Annotated in this window: 21 protein-coding genes; 10 read left to right on the plus strand and 11 right to left on the minus strand. The window is 66.3% G+C overall.

Going from position 1 to position 25,556, the window contains the following annotated elements:
* Window positions 1–36: 36 nt before the first annotated feature.
* The 5 genes from WK25_RS28015 to WK25_RS28035 all read left to right on the plus strand — a co-directional run bounded on the left by WK25_RS28015 (window position 37) and on the right by WK25_RS28035 (window position 5,082).
* The gene (locus WK25_RS28015; protein ID WP_069243322.1) at window positions 37–708 is read left to right on the plus strand and encodes an OmpA family protein; all 672 of its coding nucleotides are present in this window, start codon (window positions 37–39) and stop codon (window positions 706–708) included.
* Window positions 709–1,108: 400 nt separating this feature from the next.
* The gene (locus WK25_RS28020) at window positions 1,109–2,254 is read left to right on the plus strand and encodes a DUF2827 domain-containing protein (protein ID WP_040138671.1); all 1,146 of its coding nucleotides are present in this window, start codon (window positions 1,109–1,111) and stop codon (window positions 2,252–2,254) included.
* Between the two features lie 14 nt (window positions 2,255–2,268).
* Complete coding sequence (locus WK25_RS28025) at window positions 2,269–3,423, plus strand: DUF2827 domain-containing protein (RefSeq protein ID WP_059548594.1); 1,155 nt, start codon at window positions 2,269–2,271, stop codon at window positions 3,421–3,423.
* Between the two features lie 26 nt (window positions 3,424–3,449).
* Window positions 3,450–3,917 (plus strand): DUF4019 domain-containing protein, encoded by a 468-nt coding sequence (locus WK25_RS28030; protein ID WP_069243323.1) that lies wholly within the window; start codon window positions 3,450–3,452, stop codon window positions 3,915–3,917.
* A 28-nt stretch (window positions 3,918–3,945) separates the two neighbouring features.
* Window positions 3,946–5,082, plus strand: coding sequence for a DUF2827 family protein (locus tag WK25_RS28035; RefSeq protein WP_069243324.1), 1,137 nt, complete (start codon window positions 3,946–3,948; stop codon window positions 5,080–5,082).
* A gap of 183 nt (window positions 5,083–5,265) precedes the next feature.
* Here WK25_RS28035 and WK25_RS28040 read toward each other — a convergent pair whose 3' ends face one another.
* The 7 genes from WK25_RS28040 to WK25_RS28070 all read right to left on the minus strand — a co-directional run bounded on the left by WK25_RS28040 (window position 5,266) and on the right by WK25_RS28070 (window position 14,402).
* Window positions 5,266–5,715, minus strand: a complete 450-nt coding sequence (locus WK25_RS28040) for a hypothetical protein (RefSeq protein WP_069243325.1) — start codon at window positions 5,713–5,715, stop codon at window positions 5,266–5,268.
* Between the two features lie 81 nt (window positions 5,716–5,796).
* A complete protein-coding gene (locus WK25_RS28045) occupies window positions 5,797–6,600 on the minus strand; it encodes an EAL domain-containing protein (protein WP_040140818.1) in 804 nt (267 codons plus the stop codon).
* Window positions 6,601–7,341: 741 nt separating this feature from the next.
* Window positions 7,342–8,484, minus strand: coding sequence for a DUF2827 domain-containing protein (locus WK25_RS28050; RefSeq protein WP_069243326.1), 1,143 nt, complete (start codon window positions 8,482–8,484; stop codon window positions 7,342–7,344).
* A 255-nt stretch (window positions 8,485–8,739) separates the two neighbouring features.
* Entirely contained in the window at window positions 8,740–10,740 is a 2,001-nt protein-coding gene (locus tag WK25_RS28055; protein ID WP_069243327.1) for an acetyl-CoA carboxylase biotin carboxylase subunit, read from the minus strand.
* Between the two features lie 36 nt (window positions 10,741–10,776).
* On the minus strand, window positions 10,777–11,562 hold the full coding sequence (locus tag WK25_RS28060) for an enoyl-CoA hydratase/isomerase family protein (protein ID WP_040138678.1): 786 nt from the start codon (window positions 11,560–11,562) through the stop codon (window positions 10,777–10,779).
* Window positions 11,563–11,581: 19 nt separating this feature from the next.
* On the minus strand, window positions 11,582–13,189 hold the full coding sequence (locus WK25_RS28065; RefSeq protein WP_040138679.1) for a carboxyl transferase domain-containing protein: 1,608 nt from the start codon (window positions 13,187–13,189) through the stop codon (window positions 11,582–11,584).
* Between the two features lie 31 nt (window positions 13,190–13,220).
* Window positions 13,221–14,402 (minus strand): isovaleryl-CoA dehydrogenase, encoded by a 1,182-nt coding sequence (locus WK25_RS28070; protein WP_040138680.1) that lies wholly within the window; start codon window positions 14,400–14,402, stop codon window positions 13,221–13,223.
* A 171-nt stretch (window positions 14,403–14,573) separates the two neighbouring features.
* Here WK25_RS28070 and WK25_RS28075 point away from each other — a divergent pair, with 171 nt between their 5' ends.
* Window positions 14,574–15,320 carry a TetR/AcrR family transcriptional regulator gene (locus tag WK25_RS28075; protein WP_069243328.1) on the plus strand — a complete coding sequence of 249 codons (747 nt, stop codon included), beginning with the start codon at window positions 14,574–14,576 and terminating at the stop codon, window positions 15,318–15,320.
* 101 nt (window positions 15,321–15,421) lie between these two features.
* On the opposite strand, the gene WK25_RS28080 is transcribed toward WK25_RS28075, so the two are convergent.
* Window positions 15,422–15,910, minus strand: a complete 489-nt coding sequence (locus WK25_RS28080) for a MarR family winged helix-turn-helix transcriptional regulator (protein WP_059548585.1) — start codon at window positions 15,908–15,910, stop codon at window positions 15,422–15,424.
* A gap of 186 nt (window positions 15,911–16,096) precedes the next feature.
* Here WK25_RS28080 and WK25_RS28085 point away from each other — a divergent pair, with 186 nt between their 5' ends.
* From WK25_RS28085 to WK25_RS28095, 3 genes are all read left to right on the plus strand, one after another.
* On the plus strand, window positions 16,097–17,173 hold the full coding sequence (locus tag WK25_RS28085) for an aromatic ring-hydroxylating oxygenase subunit alpha (protein WP_069243329.1): 1,077 nt from the start codon (window positions 16,097–16,099) through the stop codon (window positions 17,171–17,173).
* Entirely contained in the window at window positions 17,173–18,138 is a 966-nt protein-coding gene (locus WK25_RS28090; protein WP_069243330.1) for a PDR/VanB family oxidoreductase, read from the plus strand. Before WK25_RS28085 ends, WK25_RS28090 begins: the two co-directional genes overlap by 1 nt.
* A 415-nt stretch (window positions 18,139–18,553) precedes the next feature.
* Window positions 18,554–20,731: a TonB-dependent siderophore receptor gene (locus WK25_RS28095; protein WP_069243331.1), complete on the plus strand. Its 2,178-nt coding sequence runs from the start codon at window positions 18,554–18,556 to the stop codon at window positions 20,729–20,731.
* A 28-nt stretch (window positions 20,732–20,759) separates the two neighbouring features.
* On the opposite strand, the gene WK25_RS28100 is transcribed toward WK25_RS28095, so the two are convergent.
* From WK25_RS28100 to WK25_RS28110, 3 genes are all read right to left on the minus strand, one after another.
* On the minus strand, window positions 20,760–22,682 hold the full coding sequence (locus tag WK25_RS28100; protein WP_069243332.1) for an SMP-30/gluconolactonase/LRE family protein: 1,923 nt from the start codon (window positions 22,680–22,682) through the stop codon (window positions 20,760–20,762).
* A gap of 705 nt (window positions 22,683–23,387) precedes the next feature.
* On the minus strand, window positions 23,388–24,581 hold the full coding sequence (locus WK25_RS28105) for a porin (protein WP_069243333.1): 1,194 nt from the start codon (window positions 24,579–24,581) through the stop codon (window positions 23,388–23,390).
* Window positions 24,578–24,886 (minus strand): hypothetical protein, encoded by a 309-nt coding sequence (locus WK25_RS28110; RefSeq protein WP_069243334.1) that lies wholly within the window; start codon window positions 24,884–24,886, stop codon window positions 24,578–24,580. Before WK25_RS28110 ends, WK25_RS28105 begins: the two co-directional genes overlap by 4 nt.
* Before the next feature lie 23 nt (window positions 24,887–24,909).
* Between WK25_RS28110 and WK25_RS28115 the strand changes: the two genes are divergently transcribed.
* Window positions 24,910–25,542 (plus strand): LysE family translocator, encoded by a 633-nt coding sequence (locus WK25_RS28115; RefSeq protein ID WP_040138689.1) that lies wholly within the window; start codon window positions 24,910–24,912, stop codon window positions 25,540–25,542.
* The last annotated feature ends 14 nt before the right edge of the window (window positions 25,543–25,556 follow it).

Genomic DNA, 25,556 nt, shown 5'->3' on the forward strand with positions numbered 1-25,556 from the left:
TGCGCTTCAGTCAACCACAGTTTTGAGGATGTAACCGTGAACAAACTCGCTCTGGCGCTCGCACTTTCCGCGATCGGCCTCGCCGCGTGCTCGACCGCATCGGGCCCGACCTACAGCGCATCCGAACTGCAGCCGCGCGACGGCGTGCGCACGTTCCAGGTGGACTGCCATGGCCTGCTGTCGGGCCCGCAGACGTGCATGAGAGCCGCACGCAAGATCTGCGCGGACCAGCCGGTACGCACGATCGACTCGGCCCGCGCGCTGCGCGACGGCGCGGATCCCGCGACGCTGATATTCCAGTGCGGCGCGGCGCCGGCCGAAGCGGCGCCCGCAGCTTCGGCGCCGGCCCCTGCGCCCGCCGCGGTCGAACACGTGAACCTCGCGGGCGACGCGCTGTTCGCAACCGGCCAGGCCACGTTGACGCCCGCCGCGCGCGCCTCGCTCGACAAACTGCTGAGCGAACGCGAGGACCGCACATATACCCAGGTGTCGGTCACCGGCTATACGGACTCGGTCGGCAGCGATGCGTCGAACCTCGCGCTGTCCAAGCGCCGCGCCGAAGCGGTCGCATCCTATCTGAACGCGCATGGGCTGAAGGCCGGCTCGATGACGGTCTCCGGCCGCGGCAAGACCGATCCGGTCGCATCCAACGCGACGGCCGAAGGCCGCGCGAGCAACCGCCGCGTCGAGATCTCGCTGCAGCGCTGAGCGCCCGGCCGCGGCGATCCTTGCGCGGCGGCCGGCACCGGCTGCGCATTCCCGCCCGGCCGACGCACTGCCGAACCACGCGGGCGCGGCTTGCCACCCGTCCGCGCGAGTCCGCGCCGGACGGTATGTCAAAGTTCGTCATGCCCCTCCACAAACCGGCGACTTCCGTGCCACAATCGCCGCAGACAGTTGCCGGGCCGTTCCGCCCGCGTCGCGCGCCGTGCCAATCGCGCCCGACGCAACCGCGGAATCCGGCGGCCGCTCAGCGCTCCGCGCAGCCCGACTCGTATTCCCGCATGCGCCGACGCGAACGCAACCACGACAATCCACGGCGCGCCGTTTCGCGGCCCGGCGCTCGACGCCCCCGCCGAACGCGCGGCGCCGCAGAGGAAACCAACCGGTGACGGACATCGATCAAACCGCCTCGGGCAGCACGCGCACGCAACGGCCGGCCGTCGGCATCTCGCTGTTTGCGCGCGACGGCCAGGCGATCTGGGAAAACGGCATCCACCAGAACATCGCGTACCTCGCGATGATGCTGAAACGCTCGGACCACGTCGGCCCCGTCTATTTCCTGAATGGCGGCGACGCGAACGCACTGCCGGCCGGCCTCGAACTCGACGGACTCGACGTGCCGCTCGTCAAACCCGCCGACGTCACGCACGCACTGGATGTCGTGATCGAGATGGGCGCGCAGTTGCCGGTCGAATGGATGCGGCACGTGAAGGCGCTCGGCACGAAGCTCGTCGCGTGCTACGTCGGTCATACGTACAGCGGTCTCGCCGAGACGCCGATCTTCGGCAAGCCGTCGGGCCACATCTTCAACGGCACGCAATTCGACGAAGTGTGGGTGCTCGAGAAGTCGCAGAAGATCGACGTGCCGCTGTTGCGCACGCTCACCCGCGCGCCGGTCTATACGATTCCTCATCTTTGGTCGCCGTACTTCCTCGATCGCCGCATCGCCGCGCTCGCGAACGAGGGCGTGACCTTCGGCTATCGCCGTGGCCCCCGCCCATGGCGTCTCGCGACGCTCGAGCCGAACATCTCGGTCGTGAAGTCCTGTCACTACCCGATGCTCGCGTGCGACGAGTTCTATCGCGCGCATCCGGACGCCGTGCAGCATCTGTTCGTCGTCAACTCGCTGCACATGAAGGCGCATCCAACCTTCGTGCACTTCGCGAACAGCCTCGAGCTGGTGCGCCAGCACAAGGCGACGTTCGAACCGCGCCTCGATCTGCCGGGCTTCATGGCGCGCCATGCGGATGCCGTGGTATCGCATCACTGGGAAAATCCGCAGAACTACCTCTATTACGACGTGCTCTACGGCGGCTATCCGCTGATCCACAACTCGACGCTGCTCGGCGACGCCGGCTACTACTACCCGGATTTCGATTCCGTCTCCGGCGCCCGCGCGCTGTATGACGCGTGGCTGCATCACGACGAGCGGCTCGACGACTATCGCGCGAAAGCCGGCCGGCTGCTGCGGTCGGTCTCGATCGACAACCCCGCGAACCTGGACGCGTTCGTCGCGCGCCTGGTCGCCTGAACCGGAGCACACGCATGTCGGACTCGAATGCCCGTCAAGCGCCCGGCGACGGCAAACGTCTCGTCGTCGGCGTATCGCTGTTCGTGCGCGGCGCGGGCCAGTCGCTGTGGGAAAACGGCATTTTCCAGAACTGCCTGCTGCTGATCCTGCTGCTGCGTCAGTCACCGCTCGTCGCGGACGCCGTGATGGTGAACGGCGGCGAACAGGTCGCCGATCCGCAGATGATGCTCGGCGAGTGGAACGTGCCGCTGCTGTCGATGGACGAAGCGTTGCAACGCTGCGACGTGCTGATCGAAATGAGTGCGCAGTTCGGCGCGGACTACCTGCGCGCATTCCGCGCGCGCGGCGGCAAGGTCGTCACGATGCGGGTCGGCAACGACTACGTGATCGACATCGAGCGTGCGATGTTCGACAAGCCGTCGGGCTTCCTTTTCTCGGGCGCGCCGTACGACGCGGTGTGGACGATTCCGGAATTCGAGCGCTCTTGCCTGCACTATTACCAGACGGGCCTGCGCGCGCCGGTGACGATCGTTCCGCACATCTGGCATCCGATGCTGTTCGACAAGGCGCGTGCGACGCTTGGCGCCGGTTTGTCATTCGGCTATCGGCCGGGCAAGCCGCGCTGGCGCGTGACGATGTTCGAGCCGAACATCTGCATGGTGAAGACGAGCATCATCCCGATGCTGGTGACCGAGGAAGCGTACCGCGCGAAGCCTGCGTTCCTCGAGTTCGTGCGCGTGTGCAACACGCTGCACCTGAAGGAACACGCGACGTTCGTCCACTTCGCGAAAAGCCTCGACATCGTGAACCACGGAATCACGACGTTCGAAAGCCGCTATGCGGTGTACGAGTTCATGGCCGCGTACGGTGACGCCGTGGTGTCCCACACGTGGGAAAACGCGCAGAACTACCTGTACTACGAACTGTTGTACGGCGACTACCCGCTGATCCACAACTCGCCGTTCCTCGGCAAGGCCGGGTATTTCTATCCGGACTTCGACTGCCAGGCCGGCGGCCGCGCGCTGCTGCAGGCGTTTGCCGAGCACGATGCGAACCTCGACGCGTACCGCGAGCAATCGAAGCACGTGCTCGACTCGGTCAGCATCTACAACCCCGGCAACGTCGCCGCGTATTCCGACGCGATCGCGTCGCTCTATCGCGACGCATGACGCGCCGCCTTCCCCCGGACTCCGACATGAACGCACATCCGCCCGTCTCTCGCACGAAATGGCTGATCGGCTGCGCCGTCGCGTCGATCGCGATCGGTGCGCATGCGCAATCCGACGGCGAATCTGCCGACGCGCTGCTGCGCGACGCCGATGCAGTCTTCAGGCAGCTCGACGCGGGCCAGTACGGTGCGGTGTGGAACGACGCCGCCGCGTTCGTGAAGGCGCGCGTCAAGCAGGACCAGTTCGCGCTGGACATGCAGCGCGCGCGCCAGTCGGTCGGCATGGTCGGCCATCGCGGCTGGGCGCAGATCACGCGAATTCGCTACACGAATTCATCGTCGATGCCCGACGGGCTCTATGCGAACGTCGACTATGCAACGACGCTCGCGACCGGGACGACCGTGTACGAAAAACTGAGCTTTCGCCTCGGCGACGACGGCCGCTGGCACCTGACCGGCTACGTGCCGCGCCAGTCGCAGAACTACACGCCTTGAACCGCGCACCGTCCGCCCGGAGCCGCCGATGAAAATCAATGTCGCGATTACGATGAACGTTCAGCGCGACGCGACGCAGTCGATCTGGTACAACGGCGCGAACCAGCATTGCGTGTACCTGTACATGCTGCTCAAGCGTTCGCCGCTGATCGGCGAAGTGTGGCTCGCGCACGACGACGGCATCACCGACTACCCGCAGGCGCTGATGATGGATGCATTCGGCGACGCGCTGCGGCCGCTGTCGGCGATCGTCCATCAGACCGACCTGCTGATCGAGATGAACGCGTTCATCGATCCGTCGCACACGGACGCGGTGCGCCGGCGCGGCGGCAAGTGCGTGTCTTACCGCTTCGGCAACGATTACGTGATCGCCGTCGAAACGATCAACTTCGAGAAGAACGACTGGCGGCCGAACCCGCACCGCGTGCAGTTCGACGAGATCTGGACCAACCCGCAGCACATGCATACGTGCGCGGCATACTTTCAGGCCGTCTATCGCGCACCGGTAATCGAGCTGCCGCACATCTGGTCGCCGTACTTCATCGAACGCAGCCTCGACGCCGATCCGGAATTGAAGGCGCGTTTCGGCTACCGCAACCGCGGCCCGGCGAAGCGAATCGCGTTCTTCGAACCGAACCTGAACGTCGTGAAGAGTTCGATCGTCCCGATGCTGGCCGCAAACGCCTGCTATATGGACCATCCCGAGCTGGTCGAGCACGTGTACATGACCAATACGTTCGACAAGAAGGAAAACGTCGCCTTCAAGCATCTCGCGCTCGGGCTCGAGATGGTGCGCGACGGCAAGGCGACGGCCGACGTGCGCGCGCCGTTCGTTGCATGGGCCGCGCACCACACCGACATCGTCGTATCGCACCACTGGGAAAACGGCTTGAACTACCTGCTGTACGACGCGCTGTACGGCAACTACCCGCTCGTGCACAACTCGCCGTTCCTGCGCGACGTCGGCTACTACTACCCGGACTTCGAGATATTCGACGCCGCGCGTGCGATCGCAACCGCCGCGCAGACGCACGACGCGCGGCTCGACGAATACGCGACGGCAGCCCGCCGCTGCCTGCAGCGGGTCGACGCGCTCGCGGATCACAACGTCGGCGCATATTCCGGGCAGATCCAGCGTTTGTTCGGCGCGCGTGCGCTCGGCTGAGCGCGCCGGCCCGCGTTTCGCCGATTAAGGACACCGTTCGAAATTGCGCGGTGAACGACCGGATCCACGGCCCGTTCGCCATCGACAGATACATCGCCCCGGCAAGCGGCGCACGGATCAAAGCGCAAGCACTCGCTATCCGCTCGTTCACATCGCGACGACGGCCCGGCGTGCAAACACGCGCTATGCCGGCACGCGCTGCCCCCGCCATTCTGCAAACATGCGGCCATGACGCCGGCCGACGCGTGCGAGCGTTGCGAAACAGCGGGCAGCAGCGGGGCTGACCGCGCCCGCCTGCTGCGCGAGGCTGCCCGCGACGCCGCACGCGATCGCCGAATCGTCGCCGCACGCGCCCGCAAACACGCCGGCGAAATAGTGTCGCGCAGCGCGCTCGCGGCCATCGGCATCGAGTAGCTTCATCCGGTAAATCAGTTGCGAGACGCGGCCAAGGCCGTCTAGAAACGGCTCGACGTCCGTCGGCGCATCGAGCGTATCGCGGACATCGGCGCTTTCGGCGAGGTCGGCGCCGATCTGGCGCAGCACGTCCGCCAATTCGCCGATTGCGACGAGCGCGTGCGCGCCAGCCGCCCGCGTGCCCGCTCCGTGCCCGCCCCACGCCTTCGTCCTCATCATGCCCACGCCCCTTTTAGAATCCGTCCTTGCGCGATGCCGGAATGCGCTGCCCGCGATGGGCTCGTACGGCCTCACGCAAGCTCATGCAGCCGCTGGCGACCGCCTCGAAAAGCGGATTCCCTGCGCCCACGCGACGCCGGAATCCAGGATGATTTGCCGATCGACCTCGTTCTCGACGCCTTCGACGACGACGTGCCGCGCGCTTTCGTGCGCGAACGCAATCAGCCGGCGAAACTGGTAGCGTCCGATCGCGTTGCGCTTGATCAACGACAGCACCGACCGGTCGAGCTTCACGATGTCGGGGTTGCCGATCACGAGATTGTTCAGCGCGCTGAAGCCGACGCCGAAATCGTCGATCGCGACGCGGCATCCGGCCTGCCGGAACCGATTGACGAACGACCGGCCCGCGACGGGGTTCAGCGGCCCCGTCTCGGTGATTTCGACGACGAGCCGCGCCGCCACCGACGGCTCGCGCTCGAGCCGCCTGAAGATCGGCAACCACGCGTCGTCGACGACCGCGCTCGCCGCCGCGATGTTGCAGCCGTACACGGCGTTCGCCTCGGCGCGCAGCGCGTCGATCGTCCGGCCGACCACGAGCCGGTCGAACCAGCGCATCAGCCCGAGCGACTCGATCCGGGGCAGGAACGCGATCGGCGGCAACGCGTCGTGCGCGCCCCAGCGCAACCGCGCAAGGCATTCGTGATACAGCACGCCGCCCGACAGATCGGCCCGGCACACCGGCTCGCGTGCAAACGCAAGCCGGCTTTCGACGAAACTGCGTACCGACGCGAGGTCGGGGTGATCGTCGGGTGCGCCAAACACGAGTTCGATCTCGTTTGGATTCGCTACCCTGTTCGCCTCCAGGCGAGGTTCGACCGCATTCATCCGGCGCTCCGGCAAGTGTCGGGCCGTCGGCGACGGCCCGCGCTATCGATACTCGTGGAGCGAGCCGACCACGACGCGCGCCACTGCCTACCCGGCCCAACCTCTTGTTTCGATCTTTTCCGGGAGCGTACTTTTCATTTCGTCGCGCCGTCAAATCCGATATTGTTAACGATATTCAAACACGACAAATACACCACGCATGAGAACCGGCGATTGTGCGACAGGTTACATAAAACCATCATCGATTTATCACAGATAAGCGTTTATTTGACGCCTTTAAACTACGCCGCGCGACCGATTTGCCGGAATTTCCGTTTCACATGCACGATGGCTCGTTATTTGGTATGAGTATATCGATCGTCGGAATCGTGCCGTCGCGGACCGCCCGGACGCCGTGCGTGCCATGCATGGCCACGGAACGAGCGTTCCCGTCGGCATTCGATCATTGTCGAAACTAATTTCGCCGTTTCAAACGATATTGAAAATACCCGCAAGACAATGGCCGCGGCATCGAATAGATATCGGTCGCTGGATTATATGACATCAACCGATTGAAAGATCTTTAACAATCTTTTCAGCTTGTTAACCTCTAAAATAATTCCGGACGGACTTCCCTCGGAGCCGTCGAATTCGTGCCTTCAAAAACCGTCGAGTCTCCCCGGCTCGGCGGTTTCTTTTTTAACGCCGCGCTTTCTTCAGACATTAACCGGAAATAATGCGGGCGACGCCACGCGCACGATCTCACGCAGCCGTCGCGCCAATCAGGTTCGCGAGCAACGCGTCGTACTCGGCGACCAGTGCGGGGTTGGCCGACGTGTAGCGGCCGAGTATCTCGCGCTGGCTCCGCGTGTACCCTTCCCAATCGTCGTCGTGCGTGTGGAGCGCGTGCAGCAGTGCGTCCGCACCCTTCTGCACATCGTTGTCCGGGTAGTAGTAGCCGAGATCGGGCGCAAGGCTAGCGTTGTGCACGAGCGGATAGCCCTGCCAGCACACATCGAAATAGAAGTAGTTGAGCGGGTTCGACCATTGATGCGATACGACAACGTCGGTCAGGTCGGCGAGAAACAGCGGCGTATCGAAACGGCCCACGAAACTCGCCTTGCCCGCGCGCACGATGTCGAGGTAGTTCATCAGCATCACGAACTCCGGGCTGTCGTGCGCGAGACGGTCGGCATTCGTCACGTGCGTGAAGCAGATCGCATCGGGGTCGCGGCGGTACGCCTCGTCGATGATCAGCATCGGGTACACGCAGAACTTGACCACGTTGTGGTTCGGCTCCATCACCGTGAGCCGCTTGCCGGGCTCGCCGCGCGGCCGGTACTCGCCGTGCTCGGGGAGCGGCGCCGCCCGCTCGGTCAGGAACATCGGATCCCACACGAACGGCACGACGCGCCCCGGGCAGCGGCGCAACGACTGCAGGAACGGCAGCGACGACGGCGCGATCTGCGGAATCGCCCACACCTCGTCGTAGCCGCGGTTGATGAACAGCGAATCCCACAGCCGGCGGCCGAACAGCATCGACTCCATCGCGTTGATGTACTCGACGCCGCAGCAATAGCTGACGATCTTCGCGCCGCGCGCCTTCAGATAAGCGGTCTGTGCGGCGTCGATCTGGCCGCCGAGCTCGATCAGCACGTCGAGTGCGTCTTTCATGTCCGCGAACGCGCGCGTGTCGTACACGGTGCGATCCCACGGCAGTGCATCGGTGAGCGGCACGTCGGTCGTATTGACCAGCGTCACGCGGTAGCCGTGCGGCGACGCCATCAGCAGCTTCGCGAGGAACAACGCGTTCTGCTTGATGCCGTTGATCCACAGGCTTTCGTCGGGGGCGCGCAGTCCGATCGTGATACCGATGCGCAGGCCGGTCAGGACAGGAGACGTCATCGTCGGCGGGATGGGAGAGTGAATGGACGCAGTGTAGCGCGCGGCACGCAGCCGCGCGAGCAATCCGCCAGTGTAGCGAAGCGCGCGCCAACGAACTGTCATGGATCGTCATGCGCGGTGTCGAACGTTCCGCACGCGATGCGCGATGCGCGCGCCTGACGCCGCTCGACTGCGATCGACGCGGCCGCCGGACGCGACAAGGCCGGCGTCGCGCCGCAACACGCTACGCCGGCCCGTGCGTCGCCAATACGCCGTTTACGCTTGCGCCATCACCAGCAACTGCGCGCCGTCGGCGACCTGATCGCCGACGCCGTAGAGCACTTCCGCGACGACGCCCGCACCCGGCGCGCCGATCGTGTGCTCCATCTTCATCGCCTCCATCACGATCAGCGGCGTGCCGCCGTCGACCTTCTGGCCGGCCTCGACCAGCACCGCGATCACCTTGCCGGGCATCGGCGCGGTGAGGCGGCCGCCGCCGTGCTCGGCATCGCCCGCGTGCGCGAGCACGTTGCGCCACTCGAACGTCTCGGCCACGCCCTGCGTGAACACGTGGAAACAGTCGCCGTCCGCATACACGCGCCCGCTGCTGCGCACGCCGCCGAGCGTCACGTCGAAGTCGAGCGGCGTCGCGCCGCGCGTCCACGCGAACGACTGCGCGGGCGCATCGCCGGTCGCGACACGCGCGCCGCCGCCATCGTCTTCATAGGTGACCGTCACGTCCGCTTCGCGTTCCGGCGCATGCCATTCGAGCGTGCGCCGATAGCCGCCGTTCAGCCGCCAGTCAGGCAGCGCGCTCCACGGCGACGTGCGCTGCCCCCCGGCCGCATCGCGCTCCCGCGCGAGGAGCGCCGCGCAGGCGAGCGCGAGCGTCGCGCGCGGCGGCTGTTGCGGCGCAAACAGCACGTCGTGGTTGCGCTCGATCAGGCCCGTGTCGAGATCGGCGATCGCAAACGGCTGACACGCGACGATCCGCTGCAGGAACGCGGCATTGGTGTGCAAGCCGACCACCTCGCAGGCCTGCAGCGCGCGCAGCATCCGGCCCAGCGCTTCGGCACGGTCTGCGCCGCGCACGATCAGCTTCGCGATCATCGGATCGTAGAACGGCGTGATCGCATCGCCTTCGCGCACGCCGCTGTCGACGCGCACCGGCGCACCGATCGCGAACTCGACGCCGTCCGGCAGCCGCAGGTGCTTCAGCGTTCCCGTCGACGGCAGGAAACCGCGCGCCGGGTTCTCCGCGTAAAGACGCGCCTCGATCGCATGCCCGTGCACGCGCAGCTCGTCCTGCTTCAGCGGCAGCGGCTCGCCCGCGGCGACGCGCAGCTGCCACTCGACGAGATCGAGCCCCGTGACCATCTCCGTGACCGGATGCTCGACCTGCAGGCGCGTGTTCATCTCCATGAAGTAGAACGCTTCGCCCGTCATGATGAATTCGACGGTGCCCGCGCCGACATAATGCACCGCGCGCGCGGCCGCGACGGCCGCCTCGCCCATCGCCTGCCGCACGTCCGGATGCAGGCCCGGCGCCGGCGCTTCCTCGAGCACCTTCTGATGACGGCGTTGCACCGAGCAATCGCGATCGAACAGGTACACGGTGTTGCCGTGCGTGTCGCCGAACACCTGCACTTCGACGTGACGCGGACGCGTCAGGTATTTCTCGATCAGCACGCGGTCGTTGCCGAAGCTGCTCGCGGCCTCGCGCTGGCACGATGCCAGCGCCGCCAGGAAATCCTCCGAGCGCTCGACCACGCGCATGCCCTTGCCGCCGCCGCCCGCGCTGGCCTTCAGCAGCACCGGATAGCCGATCCGGTCCGCTTCGCGATGCAGGTTGTGCGCGTCCTGGTCGTCGCCGTGATAACCCGGCACGAGCGGCACCGCGGCCGCATGCATCAGCGCCTTGGCGGCCGCCTTCGAGCCCATCGCCGCGATCGCGTCGACCGGCGGCCCGATGAACACGATGCCGGCCGCTTCGCACGCATGCGCGAAATCCTCGTTCTCCGACAGGAAGCCGTAGCCCGGGTGGATGGCCTGCGCGCCGGTCGCGCGCGCGGCCTCGATGATGCGCTCGATGCGCAGGTAACTGTCCGCGGCGGCCGAGCCGCCGATGTGCACCGCTTCGTCGCAAGCGGCGACGTGCTTCGCGTTTGCATCCGCGTCGGAATAAACGGCGACGCTCGCGATCCCGAGACGTTTGCACGTCGCGGCGACGCGGCACGCGATTTCGCCGCGGTTGGCGATCAGAATCTTGTCGAACATGGCTTCGATGTCGTCCGGAAAGTTAGGGGCACGCCGTCATTCACGCCACGAAGGCGTGCGCTTCTCGAGGAAGGATGCGATCCCCTCGCGCGCTTCCGCGCCTGCGCGGGTGCGCGCAATCCAGTCGGCGGTCTGCTCGATCAGCGCCGCGTCGAGCGGCCGGCCGGCCACGTCGGCGACGAGCCGCTTGCACGCGCGCACCGCGGCGGGACCGTTCGCGACGACTGCCGCGGCCACCTGCGCGACCGTGTCGTCGAGCGCATCGGCCGGCACCGCGTCGTGAACGAAGCCGAGCGACGCCGCACGTGCGCTGTCGAACACCTCGGCCGTCGTGAAGTAGCGGCGCGCCGCGCGCTCGCCCATCGCACGCACGACGTACGGCGCGATCGTCGCCGGAATCAGGCCCAGCCGCGCCTCGGACAGGCAGAACTTAGCGCCGTCGGCGGCGATCGCGATGTCGGCCGCCGCGACGAGCCCCACGCCGCCCGCATACGCGTCGCCGTGCACGCGCGCGATCACCGGCTTGCCGCAGCGATGGATCGCCTCGAGCATCCGCGCGAGCTTGCGCGCATCGGCGCGGTTCTCGTCGTCCGAGTACCCGGCCATCTTCTTCATCCAGTTCAGGTCCGCGCCCGCGCAGAATGCCGCGCCTTCGGCGGCGAGCACGACCGCGCGCACGCCTTCGTGCGCGTCGAGCCACTCGAACGCGGTGGTCAGCTCGGCGATCGTCGTCTCGTTGAACGCGTTGCGCACGTCTGGCCGCGCGAGCGTGACGGTCGCCACGCGGCCGGCGTCGCTTACCTTGATCGTTTCGTATCGCATCGGTCAGTCCTCCGGGCCGTCACATGCGGAACACGCCGAAGCGCGTGTCTTCGATCGGTGCGTTCATCGACGCCGCAAGCCCGAGCCCCAGCACGTCGCGCGTCTGCGCCGGATCGATTACGCCGTCGTCCCACAGTCGTGCGCTCGCGTAATACGGATGCCCCTGGCGCTCGTACTGGTCGCGGATCGGCTGCTTGAACGCATCCTCGTCGTCGGCCGACCACGTGCCGCCCTTCGCCTCGATCCCGTCGCGGCGCACCGTCGCGAGCACCGATGCGGCCTGCTCGCCGCCCATCACCGAGATCCGCGCATTCGGCCACATCCACAGAAAGCGCGGACCGAACGCGCGGCCGCACATCCCGTAGTTGCCGGCGCCGAACGAGCCGCCGATGATGACCGTGAACTTCGGCACCTTCGCGTTCGACACGGCCGTCACCATCTTCGCGCCGTGACGCGCGATGCCTTCGTTCTCGTACTTGCGGCCGACCATGAAGCCCGTGATGTTCTGCAGGAACACCAGCGGAATCTTGCGCTGGCAGCACAGCTCGATGAAATGCGCGCCCTTCACGGCGGATTCCGAGAACAGGATCCCGTTGTTCGCGACGATCCCGACCGGGTGCCCCCAGATGTGCGCGAAGCCCGTGACGAGCGTCGTGCCGAAGCGCGCCTTGAATTCGTCGAACTCCGAATCGTCGACGATGCGTGCGATCACCTCGCGTACGTCGAACGGCTTGCGCGTGTCGACCGGAATCACGCCGTACAGGCTCTTCGCGTCGTAGCGCGGCGGCTTCGGTTCGCGCAGCGTCACTGGCGGCGCGATCTTCGGTGCGAGATGACTGACGATGTTGCGCGCGATCGACAGCGCGTGCGAATCGTTCTGCGCGAGATGATCGGCCACGCCCGACAGGCGCGTGTGCACGTCGCCGCCGCCGAGATCCTCGGCGCTCACTTCCTCGCCGGTGGCGGCCTTCACGAGCGGCGGGCCGCCGAGGAAAATCGTGCCCTGGTTCTTCACGATGATCGATTCGTCGCTCATCGCCGGCACGTATGCGCCGCCTGCCGTGCACGAGCCCATCACGACCGCGATCTGCGCGATCCCCGCCGCGGACATCGTCGCCTGGTTGAAGAAGATGCGGCCGAAGTGGTCGCGATCGGGAAACACGTCGTCCTGGTTCGGCAGGTTCGCACCGCCCGAGTCGACGAGATACACGCACGGCAGCCGGTTTTCCGCGGCGATTTCCTGCGCGCGCACGTGCTTCTTCACGGTCATCGGGTAGTAGGTGCCGCCCTTGACCGTCGCGTCGTTGCACACGATCACGCACTCGCGGCCCGCGATCCGGCCGATGCCGGTAATCACGCCCGCGCCCGGCGCGTCGTCGTTGTACATGCCGTTCGCCGCGAGTTGCGAGAACTCGAGGAACGGCGCGCCGGGATCGAGCAGTTGCGCGATCCGGTCGCGCGGCAGCAGTTTGCCGCGCGCGAGGTGCTTGTCCCGCGCGGCCTGACCGCCGCCTTGCGCAAGCTGTTCGATCTTCGCGCGCAGGTCGGCGACGACCGCCTCGAGCGCCGCGGCGTTCGCGCGGAAATCTTCCGAACGCGGGTTCAGTTTCGATTCGATGATCGGCATCGACGGGGCTCCGTTCGCGTGACGTGGGGCGTTACATCGTTTCCGCGAACAGCTCGCGGCCGATCAGCATCCGGCGAATCTCGCTCGTGCCCGCGCCGATCTCGTACAGCTTCGCATCGCGCCACAGACGTCCGACCGGGTATTCGTTGATGTAGCCGTTGCCGCCGAGGATCTGGATCGCCTCGCCGGCCATCCACGTCGCCTTCTCGGCCGTGTAGAGGATCACGCCCGCGCAGTCCTTGCGCACCTGGCGAATATGGTCGCTGCCCGCGGAGTCCAGATGGCGGCCGACCGCGTACAGATACGCGCGGCATGCCTGGAACGTGGTGTACATGTCGGCGACCTTGCCCTGGATCAGCTGGAATTCGCCGATCGCCTGGCCGAACTGCTTGCGGTCGTGGATATACGGGACCACCGCGTCGAGACACGCGGCCATGATGCCCGTCGGGCCGCCGGACAGCACCGCGCGTTCGTAGTCGAGCCCGCTCATCAGCACCTTCACGCCGCCGTTGAGCTGGCCGAGGATATTCTCTTCCGGCACCTCGACGTCCTGGAACACGAGTTCGCCCGTGTGCGATCCGCGCATGCCCAGCTTGTCGAGCTTTTGCGCGACCGAGAAGCCCTTCATCCCCTTCTCGACGATGAACGCGGTGATGCCGCGCGGGCCCGCGTCGAGATCCGTCTTCGCGTAGACGACGAGCGTGTCGCAGTCAGGGCCGTTGGTGATCCACATCTTCGTGCCGTTGAGCACGTAGCGGTCGCCGCGCTTGTCCGCGCGCAACTTCATGCTGACGACGTCGGAGCCCGCGTTCGGCTCGCTCATCGCGAGCGCGCCGATGTGTTCGCCCGACACGAGCTTCGGCAGGTATTTCCGCTTTTGCGCGTCGGTGCCGTTGCGGTGGATCTGGTTCACGCACAGGTTCGAGTGCGCGCCGTACGACAGGCCGATCGATGCCGACGCGCGCGAAATCTCCTCCATCGCGACCATGTGGGCCGTGTAGCCCATGTTCGCGCCGCCGTATTCCTCCGAGACGGTCATCCCGAGCACGCCGAGGTCGCCGAACTTCTTCCACAGATCCATCGGGAACTGGTCGGTGCGGTCGACCTCCGCCGCGCGCGGCGTGATTTCCTTCGCCGCAAACGTCGCGACGGCGTCGCGCAGCATCTCGATGTCTTCACCGAGCATGAATTGCACGCCGGGCAGGTTGATCATGTCTCCTCCGTCTTCGGAAAGTGGGTTGCACGCACCGATTTCTGAGTTTCGCTCAAATCGGATCAATGCGTCGATTCATTAAGCCAATGCAGCGGAAATTTTGCACAGTTTCGCGCCTCGCCCGGTTCGGCGTCAATAGTTTTTTGAGTGACACTCAGATATCATGGCGACATGACAGCCGCTACCGCCGACACCATGACCGCCACCGCCAAAGCCGACCGCGCCGACCCGTCGCGCGCACCCGCCGGGCGCAAGTCCCAGCAGCGCGTGCAGGACATCCTGCGCGCCGGTCGTGAAGTGTTCGCCGAAAAGGGCTACGAGCATGCGACGGCCGCCGAGATCGCGCAGCGCGTCGGTGTATCGGAGGCGACGGTGTTCAGCTATTTCCGCGGCAAGCGCGAGCTGTGCGCGCGTGTGATCGCCGACTGGTACGACGAAATCATCGCCGCGTTCGAACACGGGATGCCGATGGACGCGCCGGTGCAGCAGCAGTTCGCGTTCATCGTGCGCACGCACCTGCGGCTGATGCTGGTGAACGGCACGGGGCTGTGTGCGCTGGTCCTGTCGGAGGGCCGCGCGAAGCAGCACGCGTTGAGCGACGAACTCACCGCGCTGCAGCGCCGCTACACGGCGCCGCTGATGGACGTGCTCGCACGTGGCCAGGCCGCGGGGCAGGTGCGCCGCGACATGCCGCTGAGCCTGCTTCGCTCGATGGTGTTCGGGCCGATCGAGCACGTGCTGTGGGATGCGATTCTCGGGCACCGCAAGCTCGATACGGAAACGACGGCCACGCAGCTGATCGACATGCTGTGGGCGGCCGTGCAGCCGCCCGCGCCGGAGCAGGCGGCGCTGGTGCGCTTCAGGAACGAAGTGACCGAAGCGGTGCGGCGGCTCGAAGGCGAAGCGTCACACAGGTAACGGCGGCGGCAGCCGCAGCGCGCCGCTCTCGGCCTCGCTGCTGCCGCCGCGCGCGGGGTCGCGGGGTCGCGGGGTCGCCGGGTCGCAGGACCGTTCGACCGCTACGAATCCTCGGCGACGCGCAGCGGCGCGCGGCTTTGCTCGTTGTTCAAATGGACGAACTTGCGCAACAGGCGCATCAATTCCTGCGAATCGTCCTCGCCCATCCCGTCGAACAGCCCCGCGCGCAGTTCCGCCACCGACGGCATCAGGTGCGTGAGCAATTCGACGCCCGCCGGCGTCAGCAGCAGGCGCCGCTGCCGCCGCGGCAGCACCTCGCGGACGATCAGCCCTTTCGCCTCCAGCCGCGCCGCGAGATCGGCGGTCGTCGACGTGTCGAGCGCCACGCGCTGCGCGAGCGTCACCTGGTCAAGCCCCGGAGACTCGTAAAGCATCCGCAGCACCGCATACTGCACCGGCGTCACGTCCCGGCCGAACTTCTCGTAGAACATCGCGACCGCGATCTGGTGCGCACGGCGGATCAGATGTCCGGGCTCGTCGTACAGATCGATCGGGAAAGCCGGCAGGTTGGCGGGATTCGTTTTTTCCATGAATGAGTCGATCAGATAGGCGGGCGGGGCGCCGGCGGCATGGCGCTGCGTCGCGCCAGTTCCCGGGAAAACCAGTATACCGCCCGCCTTGCCCGGGCCGCCCTCGGTAAGTACACTGAATCACATTCAGTACACGGAATAAAGAACGGGCGCGCCCCGGCGGTACCGCCCCAAAGGAGACGACACGTGTTTCTCAAGAACGCTTGGTATGTGGCGTGCACACCCGACGAAATCGAAGGCAAGCCGCTGGGCCGCAAGATCTGCAACGAATCGATCGTGTTCTACCGGGCGGCGGACGGCCAGGTTGCCGCGCTCGAGGATTTCTGCCCGCACCGCGGCGCGCCGCTGTCGCTCGGGTTCGTGCGCGACGGCGTGCTCGTGTGCGGCTATCACGGGCTCGAAATGGGTTGCAACGGCAAGACGGCCGGCATGCCGGGCCAGCGCGTCGGCGGTTTTCCGGCGATCCGCAGCTTTCCGGCGGTCGAGCGGTACGGCTTCGTCTGGGTGTGGCCGGGCGACGCATCTGAAGCCGATCCGGCCAAACTGCCGCCGCTCGCGTGGGCGGAGGATCCGGCCTGGGCGCACGGCGGCGGCCTGTATCACATCCGCTGCGACTACCGGCTGATGATCGACAACCTGATGGACCTCACGCACGAGACGTACGTGCATGCGACGAGCATCGGCCAGAAGGAAATCGACGAAGCGCCGCCGAAGACGACGAGCCACGGCGACGAAGTCGTCACGAGTCGCTTCATGCAAAACGTGATGCCGCCGCCGTTCTGGCGGATGGCGCTGCGCGGCAACGGCCTCGCCGACGACGTGCCGGTCGATCGCTGGCAGATCTGCCGCTTCACGCCGCCGAGCCACGTGATGATCGAAGTCGGTGTCGCGCACGCGGGCCACGGCGGCTACGATGCGCCCGCGAACAAGAAAGCGTCGTCGATCGTCGTCGACTTCATCACGCCCGAGACCGACACGTCGATCTGGTATTTCTGGGGGATGGCGCGCAACTTCCGGCCCGACGATCACGCGCTGACCGCCGAGATCCGCGCAGGCCAGGGCAAGATCTTCGCGGAGGATCTCGAGATGCTCGAGCGCCAGCAACGGAACCTCGAACAATGGCCGGACCGCCAGTTGCTGAAGCTGAACATCGACGCCGGCGGCGTGCTGTCGCGCAAGGTAATCGACCGGCTGCTCGCCGCCGAAAACGCCGCGCGCCCGCAACGTCCCGTGATTCCCGCCGCGCAGGTCGGGGAGGCGTGATGAACGACGCGACATTGACGGTGCGCGTCGCCCGCAAGTGGCAGGAAGCGCACGATATCTGCGGCCTCGAATTCGTCAGCGACGACGGCTCGCCGTTGCCGCGCTTCGACGCCGGCGCCCATATCGACGTGCATCTGCCGGGCGGCTTCGTGCGCCAGTACTCGCTGTGCAACCACCCCGATCAATGCGATCGCTACCAGATCGCCGTGTTGCGCGAGGCCGACGGCCGCGGCGGATCGCGCGCGATTCACGACGCGGTCCGGCAAGGCGACATCGTGCGGATCGGCATGCCGCGCAATCAGTTTCCGCTCGCGCCCGACGCACCGCACCATCTATTGCTTGCGGGCGGGATCGGCGTCACGCCGATACTGAGCATGGCGGAACGGCTGTTTTCATCGGGCATGCCGTTCGACATGCACTACTGCGCGCGTTCGATGGCGCGCATGGCCTTCGTCGAGCGGCTCGAAGCGGCCGGGTTTCGCGATCGCGCGCGCCTCCACGTCGACGACGGCGATCCCGCGCAACGCTTCGATCTGGCTGCCGTGCTTGCCGGCGTGCCTGCGGGCACGCATCTGTACGTGTGCGGGCCACGCGGCTTCATGGATGCAGTACTGAACGCCGCGCGCGAGCGCGACTGGCCCGAAGCGCGCCTGCACTACGAATTCTTCGGCGGCGCGGCGGCATCGACTGGCGCCGACCGCGCGTTCCAGGTCAAGATCGCGAGCAGCGGCAAGGTGATCGACGTCCCGGCCGACTGCACGGTCATCACGGCGCTCGCAGCCAACGGGATCGACGTGCTGACGTCGTGCGAGCAAGGCGTGTGCGGCACTTGCGTGACCCGCGTGCTCGAAGGCGAGCCCGATCATCGCGATTCGTATCTGACGGAAGCGGAACGGGCGGCCGGCGACCAGTTCATGCCGTGTTGCTCTCGGTCGCGAACCGGCCTGCTGGTGCTCGATCTGTAGGCGGCTCGCGCGGCGCGCAGCGGCGGACCCCATGCGACAGATGATCGTGTTCACGGGCGGCAGCTGCTACGCCACGCTCTATCCCCCGCTCGGCGTGGAACGCACACGCTAGCCGCAACGCCAGCACGAACGCCAGACTGCTCGTCGGCCGCGCGCACCCTTTCCGGCCTCACCGGACATGCCGTCGCATCACGTCCACGCGACGTTGAAGACCGTGCGATGGCATGCGTCAAATCACCGGTTGCCCCTCGATTCGACGTCATCGCTCCCGCACGATTGCTGCTCCGGCCGGAACGCTCATCTTTACAATTGCAAACGATTCTCATTACCTATATCATGCGCACCCTGTCGTGGTGACGCAGTCGAGTGCTGCGGCCCGCGCCCTCGTCCTTGGCACGCCTTCATCCATCGATTCATGTCATCCCGTCGACCGTCCCGCCATGCGCGGACCTTGCGCCCGTGGCGCGCGAGCCTGCCTGCCCTGATCACCCTTTGCGTCGCGACCGGCGCGCATGCGGATACCGAACCTCCCGCCGCGGCAGCGGCCGCCCCTTCGTCGGCGCCCGTGCCGCCCGAACGCGAATTGCCGGCGATCAGCGTCAGCGCAGCGGCTCTCGCCGATCCGACCGTCGGCTACCAACCTCGCACCAGCAGCATCGCCGGCGGCGACGATCGCCCGCTGAAGGAGATTCCGCAATCGGTCGCCGTGGTCAGCAGCAGCGTGATGCAGGACCAGCAGGCGCGCTCGCTCGACGACGTGCTCGGCAACATCAGCGGCGTCACGCAGACCAATACGCTCGGCGGCACACGCGACGCGTTCATCAAGCGCGGTTTCGGTTCGAACAACGACGGCTCCGTGCTCGTCGATGGCGTACGCACGCCGGTTCTGCACAGCTATCTGGCAACGATCGACCGCGTCGAGGTGCTGAAGGGCCCCGCGTCGCTGCTGTACGGGATGCAGGATCCGGGCGGCGTGATCAATCTCGTCACGCGCAAGCCGGAGGATACGTTCGGCGGCTCGATTTCGGCCTCACGCACGAGCCACGGCGGCAGCGGCGCGCAGTTCGACCTGACCGGCCCGCTCGGCAAGCCCGGGCAGGTCGCGGGCGGCACGCTCGCATTCCGGCTCACCGGCGATTACGACACGAGCCGCTACTGGCGCAGCTTCGGCCGCGAGCGCAACGCGCTGATCGCGCCCGCGCTGTCGTGGCACGACGCGAACACGTCGATCGACGTCAGTTACCAATACGTCGACTACACCACACCGTTCGATCGCGGCACCGTGCTCGCAGGCGGCCGTCCCGACGATGCGCTGCGCTATCGCCGCTACGAGGAAGCGTGGGCGCAAAGCAGCGGAATCCAGGAAACGCTGCGGGCCCGCGTCGAGCACCGCTTCTCCGACGCGTGGCGCGTGCGCGCGACCTATGGCTGGGGCCGCGACCGGTACGACCAGTACATCACGCGCGCCACCGCATTCAACAGCACGACCGGCGCACTGTCGCGCTCATCCGATGCCAACCTCGGGCGCAACGATTCAGACCAGATCGCGACGCTCGGCCTGCTTGGCAACGTGACCCTCGCGGGAATGAGCCACGCGCTGTACATCGGCGGCGAATACGAGCGGCAGCGCAGTTATCGCGGCGACACGATCCGCGGCGCGGCGACGACAGGCTTCAATCTGTACGATCCCGTGTACGGCCTGCTCGCGCCCGGCGGCACGGTGAGCGCGAAGCAAAGCGATTCGCTTTCGAAGGTCCATGCGTATTCGATGATCGTGCAGGATTCGGTGAAGATCACCGACCGGCTCACCGCGGTCGGCGGGCTGCGCTGGGAGGACTGGCAGCAGGAATCGGGAATGGGCCGCCCGTTCGTGTTCGCCGACCGCTCGCACGGAAACGTATGGCTGCCGCAGTTCGGGCTCGCGTATGCGCTCACGCCGTCGCTGACCGCGTATGCGAACGTGAGCCGCTCGTTCAAGCCGAACGTCGCATCGAATGTCGCGGCGCCGCTCGCGCCGGAATTCGGCCGCGTGCTCGAGGCCGGCCTGAAGTTCAGCGTGAAGCCCGGCATCACCGGCACGCTTGCGGCCTACCAGATCGACAAGCGCAACGTGGCCGTCACCGTCGGCGACGTCACGTCGACGATCGGCACCGCACGCTCGCGCGGGATCGAACTCGATGTCGCCGGACAGATCACGCGGCACCTGAGCCTGATCGGCAGCTATGCATACACGAACGCGAACGATCGAGACAGCAACACATCGCTCGTCAACGTCGCGCGTCACACCGGCAGCCTGTTCGCGGTGTTCGACACCGCGATCGCGAACCTGCCCGGCCACTGGCGTTTCGGCGGCGGCGCGCGGCTCGTCGGCGCGCGGCCCGGCGACACCGCGAACAGCTTCACGCTGCCCGGCTACGTGACCGTCGATGCGTTCGCGGCCTACGAGACGACGATCGGCAAGTTCCCGACGCGCATCCAGCTCAACGTGAAGAACCTGCTCGACAAGACCTACTATCCGTCGAGCAACAGCAACCTGATCGTCGCGGTCGGCGAGCCGCGGCTCGTCACGCTGACGACGACCGTGTCGTTCTGACCGGCGGTTGCGACGCGCGCATACGCGATCACGGACGCCAGCGATACACGACGAGGCTTGACCCGTTGTAATTGTCTTTCGTGATCACGTATTCGCCGGTCGAGCGTCGATAGGCACGAATGCCGTACATCGAATCGACGTCGTTGCCGACGTCCATTGCCGACGTGTTCGAGTTCGTCAGCGTGGTCACGAGGCTGCCGGTATTCAGATCGAACACGTCGACGTTCGGCACCGTGTGCACGTAGCCGACGAACAGATAGTGGCCGGCAGCCGCCATCGATTTCGGGTTCGCGCTCGTCAAATCGATCGCGACGTTCGGCGTGGTCGTGTTGCCGGCTTTCCAGCCGCGATACACCTCGATGTGTCCGTTCATCGCGGTCCAGTCCCAACTGCCCGAGATGCCCTGCGCGAGGATCATCGTGTCGCTGTCGGCCTGGTAGATGATTCGCGTGAGCGGCAGCACGCTGCGCGGAATCTGAATCTGCACCGGCTTGCCCCACGTCGGTTTCCCGGTCGCGTCGAAACCCGTCATCGGATAATGCGAGATGTTGTTGGTGCGATCGAGTCCGGCCCATACGTCGCCGTTGTCGTCGAGCGAGAAGCCGGCCGTCACCTGCAGCGTCGTGTTGAACGGCTTGCCGGGGATCGAGCCGTCCGGAATCGCGATGTAACCGCTCGCGCTGTTGAAGTGGTAGATGTTGTAGTTGCCGGGGTTCTGTCCGGTCGCGACAAGCATCCGCGTACCGTTCACCAGCGCGAGCTGGCCGAAATGCTGGCCGCGCTGGTAATCGTTCATGTCGAGGCGCGGGTCCTTCGGATAGGTGAACGGATCGACCGTATTCGCGACGAACGTGCCGCCCGCGGTGCCGGTGTACACGGTGTTGCCGCTGTAGAAGAACGCGCCGTCGGTGGCCGGATCGGGCGCGGCGGCCGCCTCGAAGTTCAGCGCCTGCAGCTTCCATTGCAGCACCCCCGTCGGGCTGTACGAATGAAGATCGGTGCTGCCGTTGCGCCCGAGATCCCAGCCGCCGCCCCACGCATTGTTCAGCACGTACAGGTTGCCGGCCGCATCCTTGCCGATGCCGGCGACGCGCGTGAAGCGCTTGTCGCCGACCTGCCCCTTGATGCCCGTCGTCGTGTCGAGATATCCGCCTTGCACGCCGAACGTCCCGACCTGCAGCGGCACGCCGATGAGCGCGTAGATCTTGATGTTCATGTCGGGGCCTTCGTCGCCTACCAGCAGCTGCCCCGTCGGCGCGTCGAAATACAGCGACGCGGGCCGCGCGCGAGCCGCCATCTGGATCGTGCTCATCGCCGCGCCGGTCGGGCTGAACTGCGCGACGACGCCCGCACTCTTGCGCGCAACCCACAGGTTGCCGGCCGCATCCAGCGCGAGCGCGCCCGGCCCCGATACGCTGATGTCTCGCTGCCACACGCCGTCCGTCGTGTACACGCGCACGCGGTTGCCGTAGAAGTCGCTCGCGTACAGCAGGTTGCCGGCCGTCGCGAGGCCGGTGATCACGTCCGCGTACTGGATGCCCGTCCATGTGCTGACGGGGATGCGCAGATCGCGCTGGTTCGTGCTGCGGTTGTAGCGGCCGACCGAGCCGCTGCCGAACGTGCGGTTGTAGCCGAGCGCGACGAACAGCGAGCTCGCGTTGCCGGTGATCGCGCCGCCCTGGAATTCGTCGTGGATGCCGATCGTGCCGAGCGTCTGCCCGTTCTGGTAGATCGCGACGCCGCCCGCGTTTTCGTCCCAGCGCGACGACGTGTAGATCACGCCTTCGGGCGCCACCCACAACGAGCGCGCACCGTTGCCGACGTGCGCAGCGAGCGTGCCGAACGTGTTCGCGAGCCAGTCCGTCGTGTACTGCGCTTGCGCGGGAGTCAGCGCCGCCAGCATTGCCATGCACATTCCAAGCAATGCCGCGCGCATTTGTTTCGATACCATGAATGATGCTCCCGGACGATCGTTTCTCGACACTTTAATTCGCCGCGCATGAAATATTGGTGATTTCTGCAAAGTCGTGTTCAATTGCGCGGTGAAATTCACATTACATTGCTTTACCGCCCGGCACGGGCCAACCGGCGGTCCATCACTCCGCTTCTACGAGCATCTATCGCCGTCGCACGACGCCGATGCGACTCATAAAAACAGGAATTTTTTGCGAATTATCGAATTGGCGTTGGTAATTATTGCTGATGCGCACATATCGAATTACAAGCGCATCCAAATCGAGGCCAATGATTACAAATCGAAATTAAAATGAAAGAGAAAAAATAATCCGGCGCAGAGGCATGGCCCGATGCGACGCGCACGATGCATGCCGCATTGCCGCACGATCATGAAGAAGTGAAATAGAGCGATGCGCGGCGGAATGCCGTCAACAGAGCAACGGCCAAGAACGACGAAGCCGCGGACCGACCGGCGAAGCACCGAATAGCCGACGATAGAACGAGAAGGCCGCATGCGGGCTGCGCGTGCGGCCATGTCAGGCGGGCGTGCGCGATCGAGCGCCGTACCGCCCCGGCTGTCGACGGAGTCGGGCCGCGCATCGCGACAGCCCTCGCGCGCTGCCCGCACGCCAGATGCATCCGTCGGCTGCGGATCGTCGGTACGCTGCCCGCCGTGCGCACCTGCGACCGATCTCGCGCGTCAGAACTTCTGACGCATCCCGACGCTCACGATCGCCTGCGAGCGCGAATCGGACGAATGGCCGTTCGCCTTGTCCGACACCGACGCGGTCGCGGCCACCGGCCGGCCGAGCGCGTCGAGCGTCGTGCCCGACGCGTGCTGGTACGCCCCGAGCAGGTACACGCTGGTGCGCTTCGACAGGTCATAGGCCGCGCCCAGCGTGACGTTGTGATACTGCGCGCGGTTGTCGATGCCGTCGACGTCACTGCCGCGCGTGTAGCTGTAGCCGGCGAACAGTTGCGTCTGCGGCCGCACGTTCCAGCGCGTGAACACGCCCGCGACGTTGAAAGTCGCATGGCCGTTGAACAGCGACTGCGGGCCGCCGCGGTACTGCACGTTGCTGTAGTTCACGCCGACCACTGCCGCACCGAAGTCGTAAGTCGCGCCGGTCGCGACGATTTGCTGCGACTGCGCGCTCGCATAGCCTTCGTTGATCGACGAGTTGAACAGGCCGTCGTCGGTGCTTTGCCACTTGCCCGCCGCCGGATCGGCCGCGCCCGTCTTGCTGTTGTCCGAGCGCTCGTAGCCGACGCCGACGCGCAGCGGCCCGGACGCGTACGCCGCGCCGACGCTCCACGTATTGCGCCGCTTCATGCTGCCTGGTTGGCCGCCGAAGCCGTACAGCGCGCCGAACGTGAAGCCCGCATAGTTCGCGCTCGTGAACTTGATCGAGCTGTCGACGCGTGCGGTCTGGTCGAGATCGTCGATGTCGCCGGGATGCGCGCCGAAGCCGCCGATGAACGACGACGGCCCGACCGGGCTTACGAAGTCGTCGAGCGACGTGTACTGGCGGCCGAGCGTGACTGTCCCGTAGCGATTGCTGCCGACGCCGACGAACGCCTGGCGGCCGAACTGGCGGCCGCCCTGGCCCGACGTGCCGTTGGTGATGTCGAAGCCGTTCTCGAGCACGAACAGCGCGCGCATTCCGCCACCGAGATCTTCCGAACCCTTGATGCCCCAGCGGCTGCCGGACAGGTTGCCGGTAGTCAGGCCGACGTTCGAATGGCCGGTGTACGCGCCCGTCGAGCCGACCCGTTCGTTGCTGCGGTAGGTCACGCCCGCGTCGACGATCCCGTACAGCGTGACGGAGCTTTGCGCGGATGCGAGACCCGCGAGCGAGAGCAGCAGCGGTGCTGCGATCAGTTGCTTGTTCATGGTTTTTTAGCGTCTCCGGGCGACGAGCCCGTTGTTCTATGCGAGTAGCACGTGCGGTCGGCGAGATCCGCCGGCGTTTCGGTGTTCGATGTTGCCGGGCCGGCGGCGGCCGCACGCGGGAACGCGCACGTGCGATACGCGCGCGACGTCGCGGCGAGCATGCCCGCCGTGGCCGCCATGGTAGATGGAACCGGTTCCGTTCGATAGCGCAATAATAAAAACAGCTTCTTGCTGATTTCGAGACAATTCGTCGCGTCGCGCAAGACGCTGTACAGCGCGGCGACGCGCGCCAGATAATCGAGCACCGCCTTGCACGGGAGCCGCCGGCATGCATCACACAACCTTGCTGATTTTCGCCGCCGTCGCGTTCGTCGGAATCGCAACACCCGGCCCGACCGTATTGCTCGCGCTGACCAATGGCTCGCGCTACGGCGTGCGCCGCGCGGCCTACGGCTTCGCCGGCGCGATGCTGTCCGACTTCGTGCTGATCGTCGCGGTCGCGCTCGGCCTCGGCGCGCTGCTGATCGCATCGGCGTTCTGGTTCTCGGTCGTGAAGTGGCTCGGCGCCGCCTATCTCGCGTACGTCGGCGTCCGGCTGCTCACGTCGAAGGGCACGCTCGACGTCGCCACCGCGCACGGCACCGAGGCGCCGGAGCGCAACGCGTCCATCTTCGCCAAGAGCTTCCTGACCGCGGCGACGAATCCGAAGGGCTACCTGTTCTTCTCCGCGTTCCTGCCGCAGTTCCTCGATCCGGCTGCGGCGCTCGCACCGCAATACGTCGCGCTCGCCGTGACGTTCGCGCTGCTCGACGGTGCGGTGATGTTCGGCTACGCGCTGCTCGGCGCACGCGCGGTGCGGGTGCTGAAGCGCGCGGGCGCGCTGTGGCTCGAGCGCACCTGCGGCGCGATGCTGCTCGTGCTGGCCGGTTCGCTCGCGCTGTATCGACGCCATGCGGCGTAGGCCGGATCGGCACG

The sequence above is a fragment of the Burkholderia latens genome (assembly GCF_001718795.1).
Lineage (GTDB): Bacteria > Pseudomonadota > Gammaproteobacteria > Burkholderiales > Burkholderiaceae > Burkholderia > Burkholderia latens_A.